Here is a 17,760-nt window from a genome sequence, read left to right as displayed (position 1 = left end):
TCGTCGGCTACCACGACAACGGCCACACCGTCACCATCGCCGACTCCGCCAACCCCGACCAGGCCTCCTACCAGATGAGCATCGACAACCTCGCCGACTGGATCGCCACCCGCGGCTACAGCGCCACTTCCTGACCGGGAACCTGAACGGCAGGAGGTATCACGAAGGGCCGACCCCCACGAGGGGTCGGCCCTTCGTCGTCCACCCGCCCGGCGACAGCGGGGCCGGCGCCGTCAGCCGCCCGAGTCGTCGAGCTCAGCGCCCTCCGGGACGGTGTCGCCAGCCGCCCGAGTCGTCGAGCTCGGCGCCCAGCGGGGCCGGCGCCGTCAGCCGCCGGAGTCGTCGAGCTCGGCGCCCACCGGGACGGTGTCGTCGTCGCGGCTGGCGAGCCAGCCGTCGGGGAGGTGGACCTTGCCCGGGGAGTTGGTCCGGCCGCGCGGCTGGCCCAGGGCGGCCACCGGGAACGGCTCGGCCGGGTCGAGCTTGCCGAGCAGGTCGTCGAGCTGGGCCAGGCTCTCGATCATGGCGAGGGAGCGGCGCAGCTCGCTGCCCACCGGGAACCCCTTCAGGTACCAGGCGACGTGCTTGCGGAAGTCGGTGCAGCCGTCCCGCTCGCCCCGGGCCGGGTTCCGCGCGCCGGCCGTGAACTGCTCCACCAGCAGTTCGGCGTGCCGGCGCATGGTGGCCGCCACCTCGCCGAGGGTGGGCAGCCGCCGCTCGGGCCGGCCGTCGAACGCGGCCTCCAGGTCGGCGAACAGCCAGGGCCGGCCCAGGCAGCCGCGGCCGACGACCACCCCGTCGACGCCGGTGTGCGCCACCATCCGCAGCGCGTCGTCGCCCTCCCAGATGTCGCCGTTGCCCAGCACCGGCACGTCGAGGGCCTGCTTCAGCGTGGCGATGGCGTCCCAGTCGGCGGTGCCCGAGTAGCGCTGCGCGGCCGTACGCCCGTGCAGGGCGACCGCGGCGACGCCGGCGTCCTGGGCGGCGAGCCCCGCCTCGACGTACGTCAGGTGGTCGTCGTCGATGCCCTTGCGCATCTTGACGGTGACCGGCACCCCGGCGGGCGACGCGGCGTCCACCGCGGCCTTCACCAGCCGGGCGAACAGTCGGCGCCGCCAGGGCAGGGCCGACCCGCCGCCCCGGCGGGTGACCTTGGGCACGGGGCAGCCGAAGTTGAGGTCGATGTGGTCGGCGAGGTCCTTCTCCACCACGATCCGCACGGCGGCGGCGGTGATCTCCGGGTCGGTGCCGTAGAGCTGGAGGCTGCGCGGCTTCTCCTCCTCGCCGAAGGCGATCATGCGCAGCGTCTTCGGGTTCCGCTCGACCAGCGCGACGGTCGTGATCATCTCGCAGACGTAGATGCCACCGCCCTGCTCGCGGCAGAGCCGGCGGAACCCGACGTTGGTGATGCCGGCCATCGGCGCGAGCACCACCGGCGGCCACACCTCGTGCGGCCCGACGGCCAACGGGCGCACGGCGGGCGGGGTCGGGGCGGTCACCGGACAAGTGTACGGGGCTCCGACCGGCCCGTTCCCGCGCGCCGGTCGGAGCCCCGTACGCAGCTCAGCAGCCGGGGAGGCGCTCGATGAGGTAGCGCTCGACCTGGTCCAGCGAGATCCGCTCCTGGGCCATCGTGTCCCGGTTGCGCACCGTCACCGCGTTGTCGTCGAGGGTGTCGAAGTCGACGGTCACGCAGAACGGGGTGCCGATCTCGTCCTGCCGGCGGTAGCGGCGGCCGATCGCCTGCGAGTCGTCGAACTCGACCACCCAGCGCTTACGCAGGTCGGCGGCGAGGCCCTTCGCCTTCGGGGAGAGCGCCTCGTTGCGGGACAGCGGCAGCACCGCCACCTTGACCGGGGCCAGCCGCGGGTCGAAGCGCATGACGGTGCGCTTGTCCACCCCGCCCTTGGTGTTCGGCGCCTCGTCCTCGTCGTACGCCTCGAGCAGGAAGGCGAGCACCGCGCGGGTGAGGCCGGCGGCCGGCTCGATCACGTACGGGATCCAGCGCTCGCCCTTGGTCTGGTCGAAGTACGACAGGTCGACGCCCGAGTGCTTGCTGTGCGTGGACAGGTCGAAGTCGGTGCGGTTGGCGATGCCCTCCAGCTCGGCGAACTCGGTGCCGCCGAACCGGAACCGGTACTCGATGTCGACGGTGCGCTTCGAGTAGTGGGAGAGCTTCTCCTTCGGGTGCTCGTAGAAGCGCAGGTTCTCCTCGGACAGGCCGAGGTCGACGTACCAGTTCCAGCGCTCCCGCAGCCAGTACTCGTGCCACTGTTCGTCCGTGCCCGGCTCGACGAAGAACTCCATCTCCATCTGCTCGAACTCGCGGGTACGGAAGATGAAGTTGCCGGGGGTGATCTCGTTACGGAACGACTTGCCGGTCTGCGCGATGCCGAACGGCGGCTTCTTGCGGGCGACCGTCTCCACGTTCTTGTAGTTGACGAAGATGCCCTGTGCGGTCTCCGGGCGCAGGTAGTGCAGGCCCTCGTCGCTCTCCACCGGGCCGAGGTACGTCTTCATCAGGCCGTTGAACATCTTCGGCTCGGTGAAGGTGCCCTTGTTGCCGCAGTTCGGGCAGTTCAGCTCCGTCAGCGAGGTCAGCGGCTTGCCGTGCTTGGCCTCGTACGCCTCCTCCAGGTGGTCGGCGCGGAACCGCTTGTGGCAGGACTGGCACTCGGTCAGCGGGTCGACGAACTCGGCGATGTGGCCGCTGGCCTCCCAGACCTTGCGGGCCAGGATGACGGCCGAGTCCAGGCCGACCACGTCGTCGCGCTGCTGGACCATGGTCTTCCACCACTGCCGGCGGACGTTCTCCTTGAGCTCCACGCCGAGCGGACCGTAGTCCCACGCCGACCGGGTGCCCCCGTAGATCTCGCTGGAGGGGAAGACGAAGCCCCGGCGCTTGGCGAGGCTGACGACGGCGTCGATACGGTCGACTGGCATGTTTCCTCCTACGCCGGCTGGCGGTCGGCGGGGGCGAAGTGGATGAATCGTTCGGTCCGGGACCACGGTACGACCGCGGAGGCCCCGAGCCCAGCAGAATACCGGGGGCGACCAGGCCGGCCCCCGCGAGCCTCCACCGCCGGACCGACAGGGCCGGGCCAAGGGGCGCCACCGGCGGGGCCGGACACCCGGGGTCGGGTCGGAGGCCCGGGGGTCAGCTGACGCCGCAGACCTTCATGGCCCCGGTCTGCCGGTCCGGCGCCAGGGTCACCCGCTGGCTGCCCCGGCCGCCACCGCTGAAGGTGACCGAGACGGGCACGGTCAGGTTGTTGACGTCCACGTCGCCCACCCGGAACGAGTCGATCTGCGGCTCGGCCGAGACCCGCCGCGTGAACTCCGGCCGGGACTCGCGCCGTCGCGCGTCGTCGCAGAGCGCGTCGTACGACCTGTCGTACTTCCGCTCGGCCAGCCCCTCGTAGTAGTCCCGGGTCACCGCGCGGCCCTGCTCCCGGACGGCCTGCACGTTGCTGACCGCCAGTCCGACGACGGCCGACCCGCCCCCGCCGCAGCAGAGCAGCACGGCCAGCGCGCCGACCCCGAGGGCGAGCCAGAGCCGGGCGCGGCGCCCCTCGGTCGGCGGCGCGGCGAACGGCGGGGCGACCCCGGGGCCCGCCGGGGGCGGGGGCACCGCCGGCTCCTGGGGCGTCGGCGACGCGCCGGGGGCCGGCGGGCCGACGGGCCGTCCTGCCGTCGGGTACGGGGGTGGACCGGCCGGTCCGGGTGCGGTCATACGTGCAGGGTAGTGCCAGCCGTTCAGCGGTACGGCGCAGCGGCCCGATCGCTCGCCCGCACGTCGACCGCTCCGCCGGGGGCCGCGCTGGCCAGCGGCTCGTACGCCGACGGCTCGTCGACCGACTCGGCCAGCAGCGGCGTGGCGTGCACCTTCACGTCGAAGCCGCCGAGCGCCCGCCGGTACGCGCCGACCGACTCCCACTCGGTGACCAGGCACCAGTGGCGGGGGTCGTCCAGCGCCCGGAGCAGCTCGCCGCGCAGGTAGCCGGGGCGGGCGGCGAGCGCCGCGAGGGCGGCGTGCGCGCGCTCGGTGAAGGCGGGGGCGACGTCGGGGTCCACCACGAACCGGTTGGTGACCAGCACCGGGTCCTCCTCGTAAAGTCTGTGGGATGCAGCGTACGCAGAGCCCCCTGCTGGCCCGACTGGCCCGGGCGAACCCCACGGCGGTCTTCCTGGTCACCCTGGTGCTGGTGCTGGTGGCGCTGTTCACCCCGGGCGTGCTGGGCGGCGTGCTGCTGCTGGTGCTCGCCGCCGGCCTGGTCGCGCTGCTGCTGAGGACCTGGCCGGTCCAGGCGCCGGCCACCCGGGTGATCCGGCTGGTCATGCTGGCCCTGCTGGTCACGGTCGCGCTGGCGAAGCTGCTCTGACCCGGGCCCGGCCCGTACGGGCGGCACGAGGGGCGAAGCGCTAGCAGATGAGCGCGGCTCATGCAAGCATGCGTTTTTGACAATCAATTTCGTTGTCGCGGAGAGTGGACGACATGACGCTCCGCCCCACCGTACGTGCCCTGATCACCGCGACCGCCCTGCTCGGCCTGGCCGGCCTCACCGCCTGCTCGGACGACGACGGCGGCGCCGACCCGCAGCGGGTCGACGTGGCCGCTGCCTTCTACCCGCTCCAGTTCGTCGCCGAGCGGGTCGGCGGTGACGCGGTCCGGGTGACCAACCTGACCAAGCCCGGCGCCGAGCCGCACGACCTGGAGCTGACCCCGGGCCAGGTCGGCGAGGTGAACCAGGCCGAGCTGCTCGTCTACCTCAAGGGGTTCCAGCCGGCGGTGGACGAGGCGGTCGAGCAGGCCGGCGGCGACCGGGCCTTCGACGTGGCCGGGGTGCAGCCGCTGCTGGACGCGAGCGCCGGTGGCCAGGAGCACGAGGAGGAGGCCGGGCACGAGGAGGAGAGCGGCGGCAAGGACCCGCACCTCTGGCTCGACCCGACCCGGCTGGCCACCGTCGCCGACCGGCTCGCCGAGCGGCTCGGCACGGTCGACCCCGAGCGGGCCGCCGACTACACCGCCCGGGCGAGGACCCTGCGCGCCGACCTGGAGAAGCTGGACGCCGAGTTCGCGGCGGGGCTGAAGACCTGCCAGCGCCGGGAGGTCGTGGTCAGCCACACCGCGTTCGGCTACCTGACCGGGCGCTACCAGCTCGAGCAGGTCGGCATGACGGGGCTCACCCCGGAGACCGAGCCGTCCCCGCAGCGCCTGGCCGAGGTCGCCCGGGAGGCCCGGGAGCACCAGGCCACCACGATCTTCTTCGAGACCCTGGTCAGCCCCAAGGTCGCCGAGACGATCGCCGAGCAGGTCGGCGCGCGGACCGCCGTGCTCGACCCGCTGGAAGGACTGTCCGCCGGCAACGGCGCGGACTACCTTTCGGTGATGCGTACCAACCTCCAGACCCTCCGGACGGCGTTGAGCTGCTCGTGACCGCACCTGTCATCACCGTCACGCACGCGGCGGTCGGCTACGACGGCCGCCCCGTGCTGCGGGACGTCTCCCTGACCGTCGACGCCGGCGAGGTGGTCGCCGTGCTCGGCGCCAACGGCTCCGGCAAGTCCACGCTGATCCGCGCGGTACTCGGGCTGGTCCCGCCGCACTCCGGCACCGTCTCGCTCTTCGGCACGCCGCTGCGGCGGTTCCGGCAGTGGCGGCGCATCGGGTACGTCCCGCAGCGCCTCGGCGCCGGCGGCGGCGTGCCGGCCACCGTACGCGAGGTGGTGTCCTCCGGCCGGCTCGCCCGCCGGGGCGTGCTCCGCCCGCCGGGCAGGGCCGACCGGGCGGCCGTGGCCGCCGCGCTGGAGGCGGTCGGGCTGGCCGACCGGGCCGGCGACGCGGTCGCCACCCTCTCCGGCGGCCAGCAGCAGCGCACCCTGATCGCCCGCGCCCTGGCCGGCGAGCCGGAACTGCTGGTCCTGGACGAGCCGACCGCCGGGGTCGACGCGGTCAGCCAGGAGGCGTTCGCCGGGGCGCTGCGCGGCTTCGTCGCCGGCGGCGGGACGGTGCTGCTGGTGGCCCACGAGCTGGGGCCGCTGCGCCCACTGATCAGCCGCGCCGTGGTGGTGCACGACGGCGGGGTCGCGCACGACGGCGCGGTGCCCGAGCCGGCCGGCCACCACGCCGAGCCCGACCACGACCACGTGCACCCGCACGGACCCGACGAGCCCGTAGGGCTGTGGAGCAGTTGAGCATGGAGCTTTTCCAGTACCCGTACATGCAGCGGGCGCTCATCGCCGCGCTGGTCATCGGCCTGGCCGCCCCGGCGCTCGGCATCTACCTGGTGCAGCGCCGACTGGCCCTGATCGGCGACGGGGTCGGGCACGTCGCGCTCACCGGGGTCGGCGCCGGGCTGCTGCTCAACAGCTCCCCGGTGCTGGTGGCGGTGGTCGCGGCGACGCTCGGCGCGGTCGCCATCGAGCTGGTGCGGGCCCGGGGCCGCACGTCCGGCGACCTCGCGCTGGCGCTGCTGTTCTACGGCGGGATCGCCGGTGGCGTGATGCTGGTCGGGCTCTCCGACGCCACCAGCGCCAGCCTCAACGCGTACCTGTTCGGGTCGCTGACCACCATCTCGCCGCAGGACCTGACGACCATCGTGGTGCTCGGCGCGGCGATCCTGGTCACGATGCTGACCCTGCGGCCGGCGCTGTTCGCCGTGTGCCACGACGAGGAGTACGCCCGGGTCGCCGGCCTGCCGGTGCGGGCGCTCAACCTGCTGCTCGCCGTCGGCACCGCGGTGACCGTCACGATCGCCATGCGGGCCGTCGGGGTGCTGCTGATCAGCGCGCTGATGGTGGTCCCGGTGGCCACGGCCCAGCAGGTCACCCGCGGCTTCCGCGCCACGATGACCGCCGCGATGGCGCTCGGCCTGTTCGCCGCCGGCTCGGGGGTCTGGGTGGCCGCCAACGCCGACACCGCCCCGGGCGCGTCCGTGGTGCTGCTCGCGATCGCCTCGTTCCTCGTCGTCGCGGTCGCCGCCGCCGGGTGGCGGGCGCTGCGGCGGCGCCGCACCCGGGCCGGCGCGCCGACCCCCGAGCCGCACGAGCACGAGGTGGTGCTGAGTTGAGCCTGCGCCAGGACATGTCCGCGGTATTGGTTACCGTTACGAGGTGACCGGCGCATCAGGCTACGAGGCGTACGAGGGCGCGGGCGAGCTGCTGCGGGCCCTCGCGGCCCCCATCCGGCTGGCGATCGTGAGCGAGCTGGCGCAGGGCGAGCGGTGCGTGCACGAGCTGGTGGAGAAGCTCGGAGCCGCGCAGCCACTGGTGTCGCAGCATCTGCGGGTGCTGCGCGGGGCCGGCGTGGTCCGTGGCTCCCGGCGCGGGCGCGAGATCGCGTACGCGCTGGTCGACGAGCACGTCGCGCACATCGTCGCCGACGCGGTAAGCCATGCCGGGGAGACGTCATGAACGCAGGGGGCGTCGTGAGCGAGGGCGGCGCCGTCCGCAACACCCGGCAGCGCTCGGCGGTGAGCGCCCTGCTCGCCGAGCTGGACGGATTCCACAGCGCGCAGGACCTGTACGCCATGCTCCGCGAGCGCGGCGAGCGGGTGGGGCTGACCACCGTCTACCGGACGCTGCAGGGGCTGGCCGACGCGGGTGAGGTCGACGTCATGCGCCCGCCGGGCGGCGAGCACCTCTACCGGCGGTGCAGCGAGGGTCACCACCACCACCTGGTGTGCCGGGCCTGCGGCCGCACGGTGGAGGTGGCCGGGCCGACCGTGGAGACCTGGGCGGAGCGGGTCGCCGCCCAGAACGGCTACACCGACGTCAGCCACACCCTGGAGATCTTCGGCACCTGCCCGTCCTGCGCCGGCTGACGTCGGCCGGTTTCCGGGCCGTGCCCGGCCGCCGCGGGCATGGCAGGCTGTCCGGCGTGAAGATCTACGCCGATCGTTTCCCGACCGCCGCCCGCCAGTTCCTCACCGACCTACTCGTCGTCGTCTGGGTGTACGCCGCCGTCCGGTTCGCGCTGTGGGTGCACGACCTGGTGCAGAAGCTCGCCGTACCCGGGCGGAAGCTGGAGGGGGCCGGCGGCGGTCTGGCCGACAACCTCGCCGAGGCGGGCGGCAAGGTGCGCCGCGTGCCGCTGGTGGGCGACGAGCTGACCGCCCCCTTCAGCAAGGCGGCCGACGCCGCGCGGGCGGTTGCCGACGCGGGCCGGGACCAGCAGGAGCTGGTCGGCCAACTCGCCCTGGCGCTCAGCATCGCCGTCCTGGTCTTCCCGCTCGGCGTGGTGCTGCTCGGCTGGCTGCCGCTGCGGCTGCGCTGGATGCGCCGGGCCGCCTCTGCGAAGGCGCTGGCCGCGGCCCCGGCCGGGCGGGACCTGTTGGCCCTGCGGGCGCTGGCCGGGCAGCCGCTGGGCCGGCTGACCCGGATCGCCCCGGACGTGGCCGAGGCGTGGCGCCGCGGCGACGACGCCACCGTCGACGCGCTCGCCGCGCTGGAGCTGCGCCGACTCGGCCTCCGGGCAGACCGTTAGGGTGGGGCGTGTTCTACTTCCTGATCGTCATCGCCGTGCTGCTGCTGGCGTACGCCGGCGTCCTGGTCAGCTTCGTCCGCCGGGGCCGCAAGGTCCCACCGGCGGCCTACCTGGTGCTGGCGGTGCTCAACGGGCTGATCCTGGCCGGCGTGCTGGCCTGGGGGATCTCCCGCTGAGCCCTCCCGAGGCGCGGGCGTGAGCGGGTCCCCTGCTGCGCCACAGGCGTCGACAGGGGCCCTTCCTTTCACTCCGGGCGGGGGATGCGGCGGCGAACGTCAGGGGCAGTCGACGGGCCGGGGGTCCAGCGGGCCACCCAGGGCCGATCGGCCGGCGGGGTGACCACCCCGTCCTCCAGCGCGGCGTACCGGCCGTCGAGGATGTGCCTCGCCGCCGCCACGTCGACCGGGTCGGTGTTGTCCCACAGGGCGGTGAACAGCGCGTCGACCCGCAGCCGGGCCTGCCGGCAGAACAGGTCGGCCAGCTCGACGTTCTCGGGGCGCGAGTCCTTCTCCGCGTACGCGCGGACGCAGACGGCGGACATCGCGAACAGCTCCGCGCCGATGTCCACCACCCGGCCGAGGAACGCCTGCTTGCGCTCCATCTTCCCCTGCCACCGGGACATCGCGTAGAACGTCGACCGGGCCAGCTTGCGGCAGGCCCGCTCGACGTGCCGCAGGTGCCCGGCCAACGGCCCGAACCTGCCGTACGCCGTCGGGGACTGGCCCCGGCCGACCGCGAGGGCCGGCAGCCACCGCGCGTAGAAGGCCCCGGCCCGCGCGCCGGCCCGCGCCTTGCGGCCGAGCCCGGCGTCCGGGTCGATGATGTCCCCGGCGACGGAGAGGTGGGCGTCCACCGCCTCGCGGGCGATGAGCAGATGCATGATCTCGGTGGAGCCCTCGAAGATCCGGTTGATCCGCAGGTCCCGCAGCAACTGCTCCACGGCGATCGGGCGCTCGCCCCGGGCGGCCAGCGAGTCGGCCGTCTCGTAGCCGCGTCCGCCCCGGATCTGGACCAGCTCGTCGCCGATCTTCCACGCCATCTCGCTCGCGTAGAGCTTGACCAGCGCCGCCTCGATCCGGATGTCGTTGCGGTCGTCGTCGGCGAGCAGGCAGCACAGGTCCAGCATGGTCTCCATGCCGTACGTCGTCGCGGCGATGAAGGCCAGCTTCTGGGCGACGGCCTCGTGCTCGCCGACCGGCCGGCCCCACTGGACCCGCTCGGCGGCCCACTCCCGGGACACGTTCAGCGACCACTTGCCCGCGCCGACGCACATCGCCGGCAGCGAGAGCCGGCCGGTGTTCAGGGTGCTCAGGGCGATCTTCAGCCCCTTGCCCTCGCCGCCGATGACGTTCTCCTTCGGCACGAAGACGTCGTGGAACCGGGTGAGGCTGTTCTCCAGCCCGCGCAGCCCGACGAAGGCGTTGCGCCGCTCCACGGTGATGCCCTCGGCGTCGCCGTCGACCACGAACGCCGTGATCCCGCCCCGCCGGCCCGCGCCGGCCGGCACCCGGGCCATCACCACCAGCAGCGTGGCGACCGTGCCGTTGGTGGCCCAGAGCTTCACGCCGTTGAGCCGGTACCCGGTGCCGTCCGCGGTGGGCTCGGCGGTGGTGGCCAGCCGCGCCGGGTCGGAACCGACGTCCGGCTCGGTGAGCAGGAACGCCGACACCTCGCCAGCGGCGAGCCGGGGCAGGAAGCGGCGTTTCTGCTCGGCGGTGCCGAACATCTTCAGCGGCTGCGGCACGCCGATCGACTGGTGGGCCGACAGCAGCGCGCTGATCGCCGGGCTGACCGAGCCGGCCAGCATCAGCGCCCGGCAGTAGTGCAGGTTGCTCAGCCCGAGGCCGCCGTACGAGCGGTCGATCTTCATGCCGAACGCGCCGAGCCGGGCGAGCCCGTGGAACACCTCGTCGGGGATCCGCGCGTCCCGCTCGATCGCCGCGCCGTCCACCTCGGACTCCAGGTACGCCCGCAGTTCGGCCAGGAACTCCTCGGCCCGGGCGTCCTCGGCCGGGTCGCTGCGCGGCCACGGGTCGATCAGGTCGAGCCGGAACCGGCCGAGGAACAGCTCCTTGCCGAAGCTGGGCCGGTCCCAGGTGGACTCGCGGGCCGCCTCGGCGACCTGCCGGGCCTCCTTCTCCGACACCTGTCCCGCCTCGGCGGGCAGGGGGCCGACCCCGTCGCCGCCCGCCGCGACCGGGCCCGCGGCGCCACGGCCGTCGGGGTCACCGGCCGGCGCGGCCCGCCCGACGGGTTTCGTGTCGTCGGCGGGGGCGACCCGCCCGGTGGGTTTCGTGTCGTCGGCGGGGGCGACCCGGCCGGTGGGACCCGCCGCCGCACCGGGGCCCGTCGCGCCCCCGCCCGTCGGGTCGGGCGCGGGTCGGTTGTTCTGCGTCGTGGTCACGGCTGCCCCCTCGAACCTCGGGCCCGGATGACGTCGACATGCTCGACACGAGCCACGCTACTCCCGGGTGTTACCCAGGGGTAGGGCTTCGGCAACGTCCGATTTTCAGGGGCGTTTCCGCTGATCCCGACCGGTTCCACGGACGCGTCGGCCCGCCCGGCGGGTCAGTTCCCGGGAAGCGTGTGCGGGTCGTCGTCCTCGTCGTCGATGTCGTCGTCGCCCCAGTTGCGCCGGGCGAACGGCAGGAACACCCAGAAGACCAGGAACCACACCCCGGTGAGCACGGTCAGCACGACGGCGATCGGCCGGGACAGGACGAAGTCGGTGATCAGCAGGACGGCGCTGACCATCGAGAGCAGCATGAACGCCAGGCCGCCGCTGGCCATCCGGTGGGCGAAGCGCACCAGCTCCGGCTTTCGTCCCTGCCGGAACAGCGCCCGGTGGAAGGCGACCGGGGAAATGATCATGGCAGTAGCGGCGGCGGCCGACAGCAGCGAGACGATGTAGACGTCCTTCTGGAACGCCGTGGCCCGAGGGAACCCGTTGCTGAACGGCAGGGTCAGCAGGAACGCGAAGAGGATCTGCACGCCGGTCTGGGCGACCCGCAATTCCTGGAGCAGGTCGGCGAAGTTGCGCTCCCAGCGCTGCTTCTCGGTCTCCTTCGACACGTGCCATACCTTTCGCAAGACGTACTGCCGGCGAGGCCAACCCCGCCGGCAGCAACGCATTGCCCCGCCAGGCCCCCGACGAAACCGGACCGGAGTGGGGCCCGCCGTGACCGGCGCAGGGATCAAGCCTGACCGCCCGGAGCCGGGCACGGCGGGCCCCACTCCCCGCCGCGCCTTTAGGAACCACGGCGAACACGCCCGACGGGCCCCACCACGAACAAGCGCCTCAGGAACCACGGTGAAAACCCCGGCGGCCCCCACCCCGGACACGCGCCTCAGGAACCGCGGCGAATACGCCCGGCGTACCGGTCCTCCAGGGCCTTGTTGTGCTCGTCCCCGCCGGCGATGTTGGCCGACAGGTAGACCGGGGGTTGCTCCCCCGCCGCCAGCAGCCGGGCCACCACCTCGACGGTGATCTGCTGGGCGAGCAGGGCGGCGGTGATGGACGAGATCGCGCCGACGGCACCGCCGCCGGGCAGGGGCAGGGTCGCGTCGCCATACGGGGCGCCGTTGTCCAGCACCACGTCGGCGAAGTCGGCCAGCTTCCGCCCCGAGGGGTGGCGGGAGGTCATCCGCGCCGAGTGCGCCGCGGAGGTGATCGCCACCAGCCCGTGGCCGCGTTCCTTCACCAGCCCGGCGAACTCGACGATGGCGCCGTTGACCCCCGAGTTCGAGGCGACCACGAAGACGTCCGACGGGTGGACCGGGGCCAGCTCGTACAGCCGGTGGGCCACCGAGGGGTCCCGCTCCAGCAGCGGGCCGAGGATGTCGGCCGGCGCCCCGCCGAGCAGCACCAGGTCGCGCAGCGCGATCCGGTTGGTCGGCACCAGCCCGCCGGCCCGACCGGCGATCTCCATCGCCAGCGCCTCGGAGTGCCCGGTGCCGAACGCGTGGACCACGCCGTCGGCCCGCAGCGCGTCGGCGATGAGATCGGCCGCCCGGCACACCGCCTCCCGCTGGCTGGCGGACACCCGCCCGATCGTCTCCGTCACCACCGCGAGATAGTCGTCAGCGTTCACCGTCATACGTCCTGCTTCCTACTAGTTGCTCATCGCCGCCGCGCCGTTGCTCACCGAGTCCCGCCCACCCGGGCGAGGATCGCCTCGGCCAGTGGGCCGGGCGCGACGTCGGGGATCCAGTGCGACACCCCGGGCAGCTCGACGAGGCGGTAGTCCCCCGTGACGTAGGCGGCGCACGCCTCCGCCGCAGCCCGGCCGATCGCGAAGTCCCGGTCGCTCCAGACGAACGCCGTCGGCACCCGAACCGACGCCACGGCCGCGAGGTCCGCGCGGGACATCGCCCGGTACCAGTTCAGGGCGGCGGTCAACGCTCCCGGCTCGCGCATCGGCTCGGCGTACCGGGCGACCCGGTCGGACCCGCCGACCCCGCCGAGCATCCGGCGCAGGGCGGCGGCGTCGAGCGCCAGCAGCGTCTTCTCCGCCGTGCCGGGCTGGCGGAACAGCGCGACGTACGACGAGCGGGCCTTCTGCTCCGCGCTCGTGGCCAGCGCGTGGGCCATCGCGGCCGGGTGCGGCACCGACACGGCGGTCAGCGTGCGCACCCGGTCGGGGTGGCCGGCCGCGAGGGCCCAGGCCACGATCGCGCCCCAGTCGTGCCCGACGACGTGCGCCGCGTCGACGCCCAGCGCGTCGAGCAGGGCCACGGCGTCGGCGACGAGTTCCGGGAGGCGGTACGCCGCCACCTCCGCCGGGCGGGCGCCGGCCGAGTATCCCCGCTGGTCCGGCGCGTACGTGCGCAGGCCCGCCGCGTGCAGCGCCGGCACCACCTCGTCCCACTCGCCGCCGTGCTGTGGGAAGCCGTGCAGCAGGAGGACCGCCTCGCCGTCGGCCGGCCCGCCCGCGCGCACCTCGAACGTCAACCCTCGCGCATCGATCCGCATGATCGGCAGCCTACCGAGGTCGCTCACTCGTACGGGTTCCGCGGAGCGGGCACCCGCCGCCACGACTCCACGGCCAGGTACGGGATCTCGGCGTCGTCGACCGGGTCCCGGCCGACCCGGTCGGTGTACCGGCCGATCACCTCGACCCAGGTGTCGTCCGCGAGGCCCACCGGCACGTCGCCGGTGAGCCCGAGCTTGACGGGACGGCCGTCGGCGGCGCAGCAGGAGAGCACCATCCGGGCCAGGATCGGCCGGCCGTCGGGGCCCGGGGCGATGAAGCCGGTGAGCCGGACCCGCCGGTCGCCGATCGAGACGCCCTTCTCGAACAGGGCCCGGGAGGCGTAGTCGAGCACGGTGACCGGGGCCGGGTCGCCGGGCGGCAGCGGCGGATAGTCCGACTGGCGAGAACCGGCGAGGGCGCTGCCCGCCTGGCCCACGGAGTACGAGCCCAGGGCCGGCGGTGCGACCAGCAGCAGGCCGAGCACCGGCAGCAGGAGCAGCCAGCCGATCCGCGGCCCGTGGTGGTCGTGGTCGTGGTCGTGCCCGTCCCCGCCCTCGGCGTGCTCTGCGGTCGGGCCGGCGTGCTCCCCGGTCGGGCCGGCGTGCTCCCCGGTCGGGCCGGCGAGGTCCCCGGTCGGGCCGGTGTGCTCCGTCGAGGGGCGGGCGGGGCGCAGCTCGTGCCAGAGGGTCAGAACCGCGGCGGCGATCAGCACCAGCCCGGCGGCGATCAGGAAGGGGCGCAGCCCCTCCTTGACGTAGCGCAGGTAGAGATCCGTGACGCTCGCCCGGACGACCGCCCCGCCGAGCAGCAGCAGCACGACCGCCTGCGCCTGCCGGTTCACCTGATCCTCCTAAGGATGCCCCGACCTTCAGGCGGGGGAGGAATCTGGGCTCCGTCAGGAGCCGCCCGGTGGATCCAGGACGGCTCCAAGAACGAAGCTCGCTGACCCACACGGCCCGCCTTCTTACCCGGCTTAGTCCACTGTGTAAGGTCGCTTTTGTGCGGACGGCGTACAAGTGTCGGGCGTACCCGACGCCCGAACAGGCGGCAGTGTTCAACCGCACGTTCGGTTGCGTACGCCTGGTCTGGAACCGGACTCTCGCCGAACGTCACGCCGCCTATTACGAGCGGGGCGAGAGAACCTCGTACCGGCAGACCGACGCCGCGCTCACCGCGTGGAAGAAGACCACCGAACTGGCGTTCCTGTCGGAGGTGTCGTCGGTGCCGTTGCAGCAGGCCCTGCGGCACCAGCACACCGCGTTCGCGAACTTCTTCGCCGGTCGCGCCCGATACCCGCGCTACAAGAGCCGCAACGGTCGCCAGTCGGCGCACTACACCCGCTCGGCGTTCCGCATGAGAAACGGTGTCCTGCACGTGGCGAAGACGCACGCGCCACTGGCGTTCGTGTGGTCGTTCGACGACGTCGACCTCACCACACTCGACCCGACCATGCTCGTGATCTCCCGGGAGCCGGACGGCCGCTGGTACGTGACGTTCGCCGTCGACACCGACGACCTTGAACCGCGCGAGCCGACCGGGCACGAGATCGGCGTTGACCTCGGCATCACCGATTTCGCCGTAACCAGCGACGGGCAGCGCATCGCCAACCCCCGCCATCTGGAACGCAGGGCCCGCAACCTTGCCCGCTACCAGCGGCGCATGGTGCGATGCCAGCGCGGCAGCGCCAACCGGCGCAAAGCCAAGGCCAAGATCGCCCGCGCACATCGCAAAGTCCGCAACGCTCGTGCGGACTTCCTCCACCGCACCAGCACCCACCTGGTCCGGGCTGCGGACACGATCGTGATCGAAGACCTCGCGGTCGCCAACATGGTCCGTAACCGCAGCCTCGCCAAGGCGATTTCCGACTGCGGCTGGGCTGAATTCCGCCGCCAACTGGAGTACAAGGCCGCACGCGCCGGCCGTACCCTCGTGGTGATCGGCCGCTGGTACCCCAGCAGCAAGACCTGCTCGGCGTGCGGGCATCTGCTCGCCGCCCTCAGTCTTTCCACCCGGCACTGGACGTGCCCGACCTGCCGCACCCGCCATGACCGGGACGTGAACGCGGCGAAGAACATCCTTGCGGCTGGTCGAGCCGTAGCCAGGCACACCCCTGGCGATGCCTGTGGAGCTGATGTCAGACGGCAAGGGTCCTCCCTTCCGCAATCGGCCGTGAAACAGGAACCCCGCGCCGCGAGGCGCCCGGCTTAAACCGGACCGGCCGCAAGGCCGATGGGAATTTTCCCTCCTCCAGGAAGAGGAAGGAAGTCAAAGCAGCACCGCCCCGACTCCGACGGCCACCGCGACGGCGACCACGAACGTCGCCGGGGCGAACCGGACCGCGAAGCGTCGACCGAAGACGCCGGCCTGCATGGAGATCAGTTTGAGGTCGACCATCGGCCCGACCACCAGGAAGACGAGGCGGGAGGTGAGGGAGAACTGCGACAGCGAGGCGGCGACGAAGGCGTCCGCCTCGGAGCAGATGGACAGCAGCACGGCCAGCCCGGCCAGGGCGAGCACGGAGAGCACCGGCTCGTCGGCGAGGGCCCGCAGCCACCGCTCCGGGACCAGCACGTTGATGCTGGCGGCAGCCAGCGCGCCGACGACGAGGAAACCGCCGGCGTGGACCACGTCGTGCCGGACCGCCGCCCAGAACGCCACGCCCCGCGACGCGCCGTCCAGCTCCGGTCGGCGCGGCAGCCGGATCCAGTCGGCGCGCCCGAGCCGCAGCCACAGCCACCCCATCACCGCGGCGACGACCAGGCTGGCGACCGCCCGCCCGAGGACCATCTCCGGCCGGCCGGGGAAGGCGACCGCGGTGGCCGCGAGCACGATCGGGTTGACCGCCGGGGCTGCGAGCAGGAACGCCAGGGCCGCCGCCGGGGTGACGCCGCGCCGGATCAGCGAGCCGGCGATCGGCACCGAGCCGCACTCGCAGCCCGGCAGGACCACCCCGGCAACGCTCGCGACCGGCACGGCGAGGGCCGGGTGCCGGGGTAACGCGCGGGCCCAGAACGAGCGTGGCACGAACACCGCAATCACCGCCGAGAGCAGCACCCCGAACACCAGGAACGGCACGGCCTGGACCAGCACCGACACGAAGACCGTGGTCCAGGTCTGCAACCGGGGTGCGGACAACGCGCGGGCCAGCGGCTCGCGGAAGACCACCAGCAGGACCAGCAGGGCGGCCAGCACCTCGACCGAGCCGACCCGCGGTGCCCGTCGCGGCCCGCGCCCGGCCGGCTCCCCCGCCGGTGCGTCCGGCGCGGCCACGCCGACCGCCCCCGCCCCCGGGACCCCACGGTCGGGCCCGGCGGGCGGCTCGGCGCTGCCGGTCGGTGACGTCACGGGCTCGCCTCCTTCGGCGCTCGACGATCTACGGCGCGACACTATCGTTCCCCGCGGACCGCGTCGACGGACTCCGGCCAGATGGCGGTAACGACCGGCGCGGAGTCGTTTCACCCACCTGGCGCACGTCACTTTGCCACGTGATCTTCGGAGGTGTTAGCGTCGGCGGGACAACTTCATTTCCGACAGGGGAGCGCACAGCGCTGAGAGTGCGGGCAAACCGTCCGCAGACCCTCGAACCTGATCTGGGTAATGCCAGCGCAGGGAGTTCGGTCATTCTCCAGCCGCGCCGCCGTCCGGTCCCACCGGACGCGGCGTGCGTCTTCTCCTGGTTCTTCCACTGAACTGGGAGCCATCGCATGAACCACACGGACAGCCACCGCTGGCGCACGATCGACATCGTGGTCGCCTCGGTGATCGCGGTCGCCTTCGGCGTCATCTTCTGGGCCTGGGGCCTGGTCTGGAGCGCCACCGAGGGGGCCTTCGCGTTCTTCCCGCCCGCGCAGACCCTGCTGTACGGCGTCTGGCTGATGCCGGCCGTGCTCGGCGGCCTCGTCATCCGCAAGCCCGGCGCCGCGCTGTACTGCGAGACGGTCGCGGCGGTCCTCTCCGCCCTGCTCGGCAGCCAGTGGGCCGGCACCGTGATCCCGCAGGGCATGGTCCAGGGCGCGGGCGCCGAGCTGGTCTTCGCGGCGTTCCGCTACCGCTCGTTCCGGCTGCCGACCGCCCTGCTCGCCGGGGCGCTCACCGGCGTCGGCGCCGCCCTGTTCGACTTCCTCGTGTGGAACGTCAAGTACGACCTGACGAGCTACAGCATCCCGTACGCGCTGCTCACGATCGTCAGCGCCGCGCTCGTCGCCGGCGCCGGCGGCTGGTCCCTGACCCGCGCCCTGGCGACCACGGGCGCCCTGGACCGCTTCCCCGCGGCCCGCGACCGCGCCCCGATCTGACCCCCAC

The 17,760-nt window shown here is 73.3% G+C and carries 20 protein-coding genes, 1 pseudogene and 1 riboswitch; of the genes and pseudogenes, 11 read left to right on the top strand and 10 right to left on the bottom strand.

What is annotated here, in order from left to right:
* Positions 1–134: pseudogene (locus ABGB16_RS20020) on the top strand (phytochelatin synthase); the annotation flags it as partial.
* Between the two features lie 192 nt (positions 135–326).
* Here the strand turns inward: ABGB16_RS20020 and dusB are convergent.
* The 4 genes from dusB to ABGB16_RS20000 all read right to left on the bottom strand — a co-directional run bounded on the left by dusB (position 327) and on the right by ABGB16_RS20000 (position 4,098).
* Positions 327–1,499: a tRNA dihydrouridine synthase DusB gene (gene dusB, locus ABGB16_RS20015; RefSeq protein WP_347669606.1), complete on the bottom strand. Its 1,173-nt coding sequence runs from the start codon at positions 1,497–1,499 to the stop codon at positions 327–329.
* Between the two features lie 64 nt (positions 1,500–1,563).
* The gene (locus tag ABGB16_RS20010) at positions 1,564–2,943 is read right to left on the bottom strand and encodes a glycine--tRNA ligase (RefSeq protein ID WP_347669605.1); all 1,380 of its coding nucleotides are present in this window, start codon (positions 2,941–2,943) and stop codon (positions 1,564–1,566) included.
* A 214-nt stretch (positions 2,944–3,157) separates the two neighbouring features.
* Positions 3,158–3,631 (bottom strand): hypothetical protein, encoded by a 474-nt coding sequence (locus tag ABGB16_RS20005; protein WP_347669616.1) that lies wholly within the window; start codon positions 3,629–3,631, stop codon positions 3,158–3,160.
* A gap of 125 nt (positions 3,632–3,756) precedes the next feature.
* A complete protein-coding gene (locus ABGB16_RS20000) occupies positions 3,757–4,098 on the bottom strand; it encodes an antibiotic biosynthesis monooxygenase family protein (protein ID WP_347669604.1) in 342 nt (113 codons plus the stop codon).
* Between the two features lie 26 nt (positions 4,099–4,124).
* On the opposite strand from ABGB16_RS20000, the gene ABGB16_RS19995 reads away from it, so the two are divergent.
* The 8 genes from ABGB16_RS19995 (at position 4,125) to ABGB16_RS19960 (ending at position 8,661) form a co-directional block, all read left to right on the top strand.
* Positions 4,125–4,382, top strand: coding sequence for a hypothetical protein (locus ABGB16_RS19995; protein WP_347669603.1), 258 nt, complete (start codon positions 4,125–4,127; stop codon positions 4,380–4,382).
* Between the two features lie 113 nt (positions 4,383–4,495).
* Entirely contained in the window at positions 4,496–5,437 is a 942-nt protein-coding gene (locus ABGB16_RS19990) for a metal ABC transporter substrate-binding protein (RefSeq protein WP_347669602.1), read from the top strand.
* Entirely contained in the window at positions 5,434–6,195 is a 762-nt protein-coding gene (locus tag ABGB16_RS19985) for a metal ABC transporter ATP-binding protein (RefSeq protein ID WP_347669601.1), read from the top strand. The genes ABGB16_RS19990 and ABGB16_RS19985 overlap by 4 nt, the downstream gene beginning before the upstream one ends.
* Positions 6,196–6,197: 2 nt before the next feature.
* A complete protein-coding gene (locus ABGB16_RS19980) occupies positions 6,198–7,070 on the top strand; it encodes a metal ABC transporter permease (RefSeq protein ID WP_347669600.1) in 873 nt (290 codons plus the stop codon).
* 43 nt (positions 7,071–7,113) lie between these two features.
* Positions 7,114–7,413, top strand: coding sequence for a metalloregulator ArsR/SmtB family transcription factor (locus ABGB16_RS19975; RefSeq protein WP_347669599.1), 300 nt, complete (start codon positions 7,114–7,116; stop codon positions 7,411–7,413).
* A complete protein-coding gene (locus tag ABGB16_RS19970; protein WP_347669598.1) occupies positions 7,410–7,823 on the top strand; it encodes a Fur family transcriptional regulator in 414 nt (137 codons plus the stop codon). Before ABGB16_RS19975 ends, ABGB16_RS19970 begins: the two co-directional genes overlap by 4 nt.
* 56 nt (positions 7,824–7,879) lie before the next feature.
* Positions 7,880–8,485 carry a hypothetical protein gene (locus ABGB16_RS19965; protein WP_347669597.1) on the top strand — a complete coding sequence of 202 codons (606 nt, stop codon included), beginning with the start codon at positions 7,880–7,882 and terminating at the stop codon, positions 8,483–8,485.
* Positions 8,486–8,493: 8 nt separating this feature from the next.
* Positions 8,494–8,661 carry a hypothetical protein gene (locus ABGB16_RS19960; RefSeq protein ID WP_347669596.1) on the top strand — a complete coding sequence of 56 codons (168 nt, stop codon included), beginning with the start codon at positions 8,494–8,496 and terminating at the stop codon, positions 8,659–8,661.
* 68 nt (positions 8,662–8,729) lie between these two features.
* Here ABGB16_RS19960 and ABGB16_RS19955 read toward each other — a convergent pair whose 3' ends face one another.
* From ABGB16_RS19955 to ABGB16_RS19935, 5 genes are all read right to left on the bottom strand, one after another.
* Positions 8,730–10,652 carry an acyl-CoA dehydrogenase family protein gene (locus tag ABGB16_RS19955; protein ID WP_347669615.1) on the bottom strand — a complete coding sequence of 641 codons (1,923 nt, stop codon included), beginning with the start codon at positions 10,650–10,652 and terminating at the stop codon, positions 8,730–8,732.
* A gap of 401 nt (positions 10,653–11,053) precedes the next feature.
* Positions 11,054–11,557 (bottom strand): DUF6328 family protein, encoded by a 504-nt coding sequence (locus ABGB16_RS19950; protein ID WP_347669595.1) that lies wholly within the window; start codon positions 11,555–11,557, stop codon positions 11,054–11,056.
* Between the two features lie 275 nt (positions 11,558–11,832).
* Positions 11,833–12,582: an SIS domain-containing protein gene (locus ABGB16_RS19945; protein WP_347669594.1), complete on the bottom strand. Its 750-nt coding sequence runs from the start codon at positions 12,580–12,582 to the stop codon at positions 11,833–11,835.
* A 44-nt stretch (positions 12,583–12,626) separates the two neighbouring features.
* Positions 12,627–13,457 (bottom strand): alpha/beta fold hydrolase, encoded by an 831-nt coding sequence (locus tag ABGB16_RS19940; protein ID WP_347669593.1) that lies wholly within the window; start codon positions 13,455–13,457, stop codon positions 12,627–12,629.
* A 23-nt stretch (positions 13,458–13,480) separates the two neighbouring features.
* A complete protein-coding gene (locus ABGB16_RS19935; protein WP_347669592.1) occupies positions 13,481–14,299 on the bottom strand; it encodes a TIGR03943 family protein in 819 nt (272 codons plus the stop codon).
* A 158-nt stretch (positions 14,300–14,457) separates the two neighbouring features.
* On the opposite strand from ABGB16_RS19935, the gene ABGB16_RS19930 reads away from it, so the two are divergent.
* A complete protein-coding gene (locus ABGB16_RS19930) occupies positions 14,458–15,666 on the top strand; it encodes an RNA-guided endonuclease TnpB family protein (protein ID WP_347669591.1) in 1,209 nt (402 codons plus the stop codon).
* 57 nt (positions 15,667–15,723) lie between these two features.
* Here the strand turns inward: ABGB16_RS19930 and ABGB16_RS19925 are convergent, their stop codons facing one another.
* A complete protein-coding gene (locus ABGB16_RS19925; RefSeq protein ID WP_347669614.1) occupies positions 15,724–16,728 on the bottom strand; it encodes a permease in 1,005 nt (334 codons plus the stop codon).
* 252 nt (positions 16,729–16,980) lie between these two features.
* Positions 16,981–17,088, top strand: a riboswitch (TPP riboswitch).
* 74 nt (positions 17,089–17,162) lie between these two features.
* Here ABGB16_RS19925 and ABGB16_RS19920 point away from each other — a divergent pair.
* Entirely contained in the window at positions 17,163–17,753 is a 591-nt protein-coding gene (locus tag ABGB16_RS19920; RefSeq protein WP_347669590.1) for an ECF transporter S component, read from the top strand.
* Positions 17,754–17,760: the final 7 nt, after the last annotated feature.

The organism is Micromonospora sp. B11E3, from assembly GCF_039871625.1.
Lineage (GTDB): Bacteria > Actinomycetota > Actinomycetes > Mycobacteriales > Micromonosporaceae > Micromonospora.
Note: the sequence above shows the minus strand (reverse complement) of the source record. Positions and strands in the feature narration are given on the sequence as shown.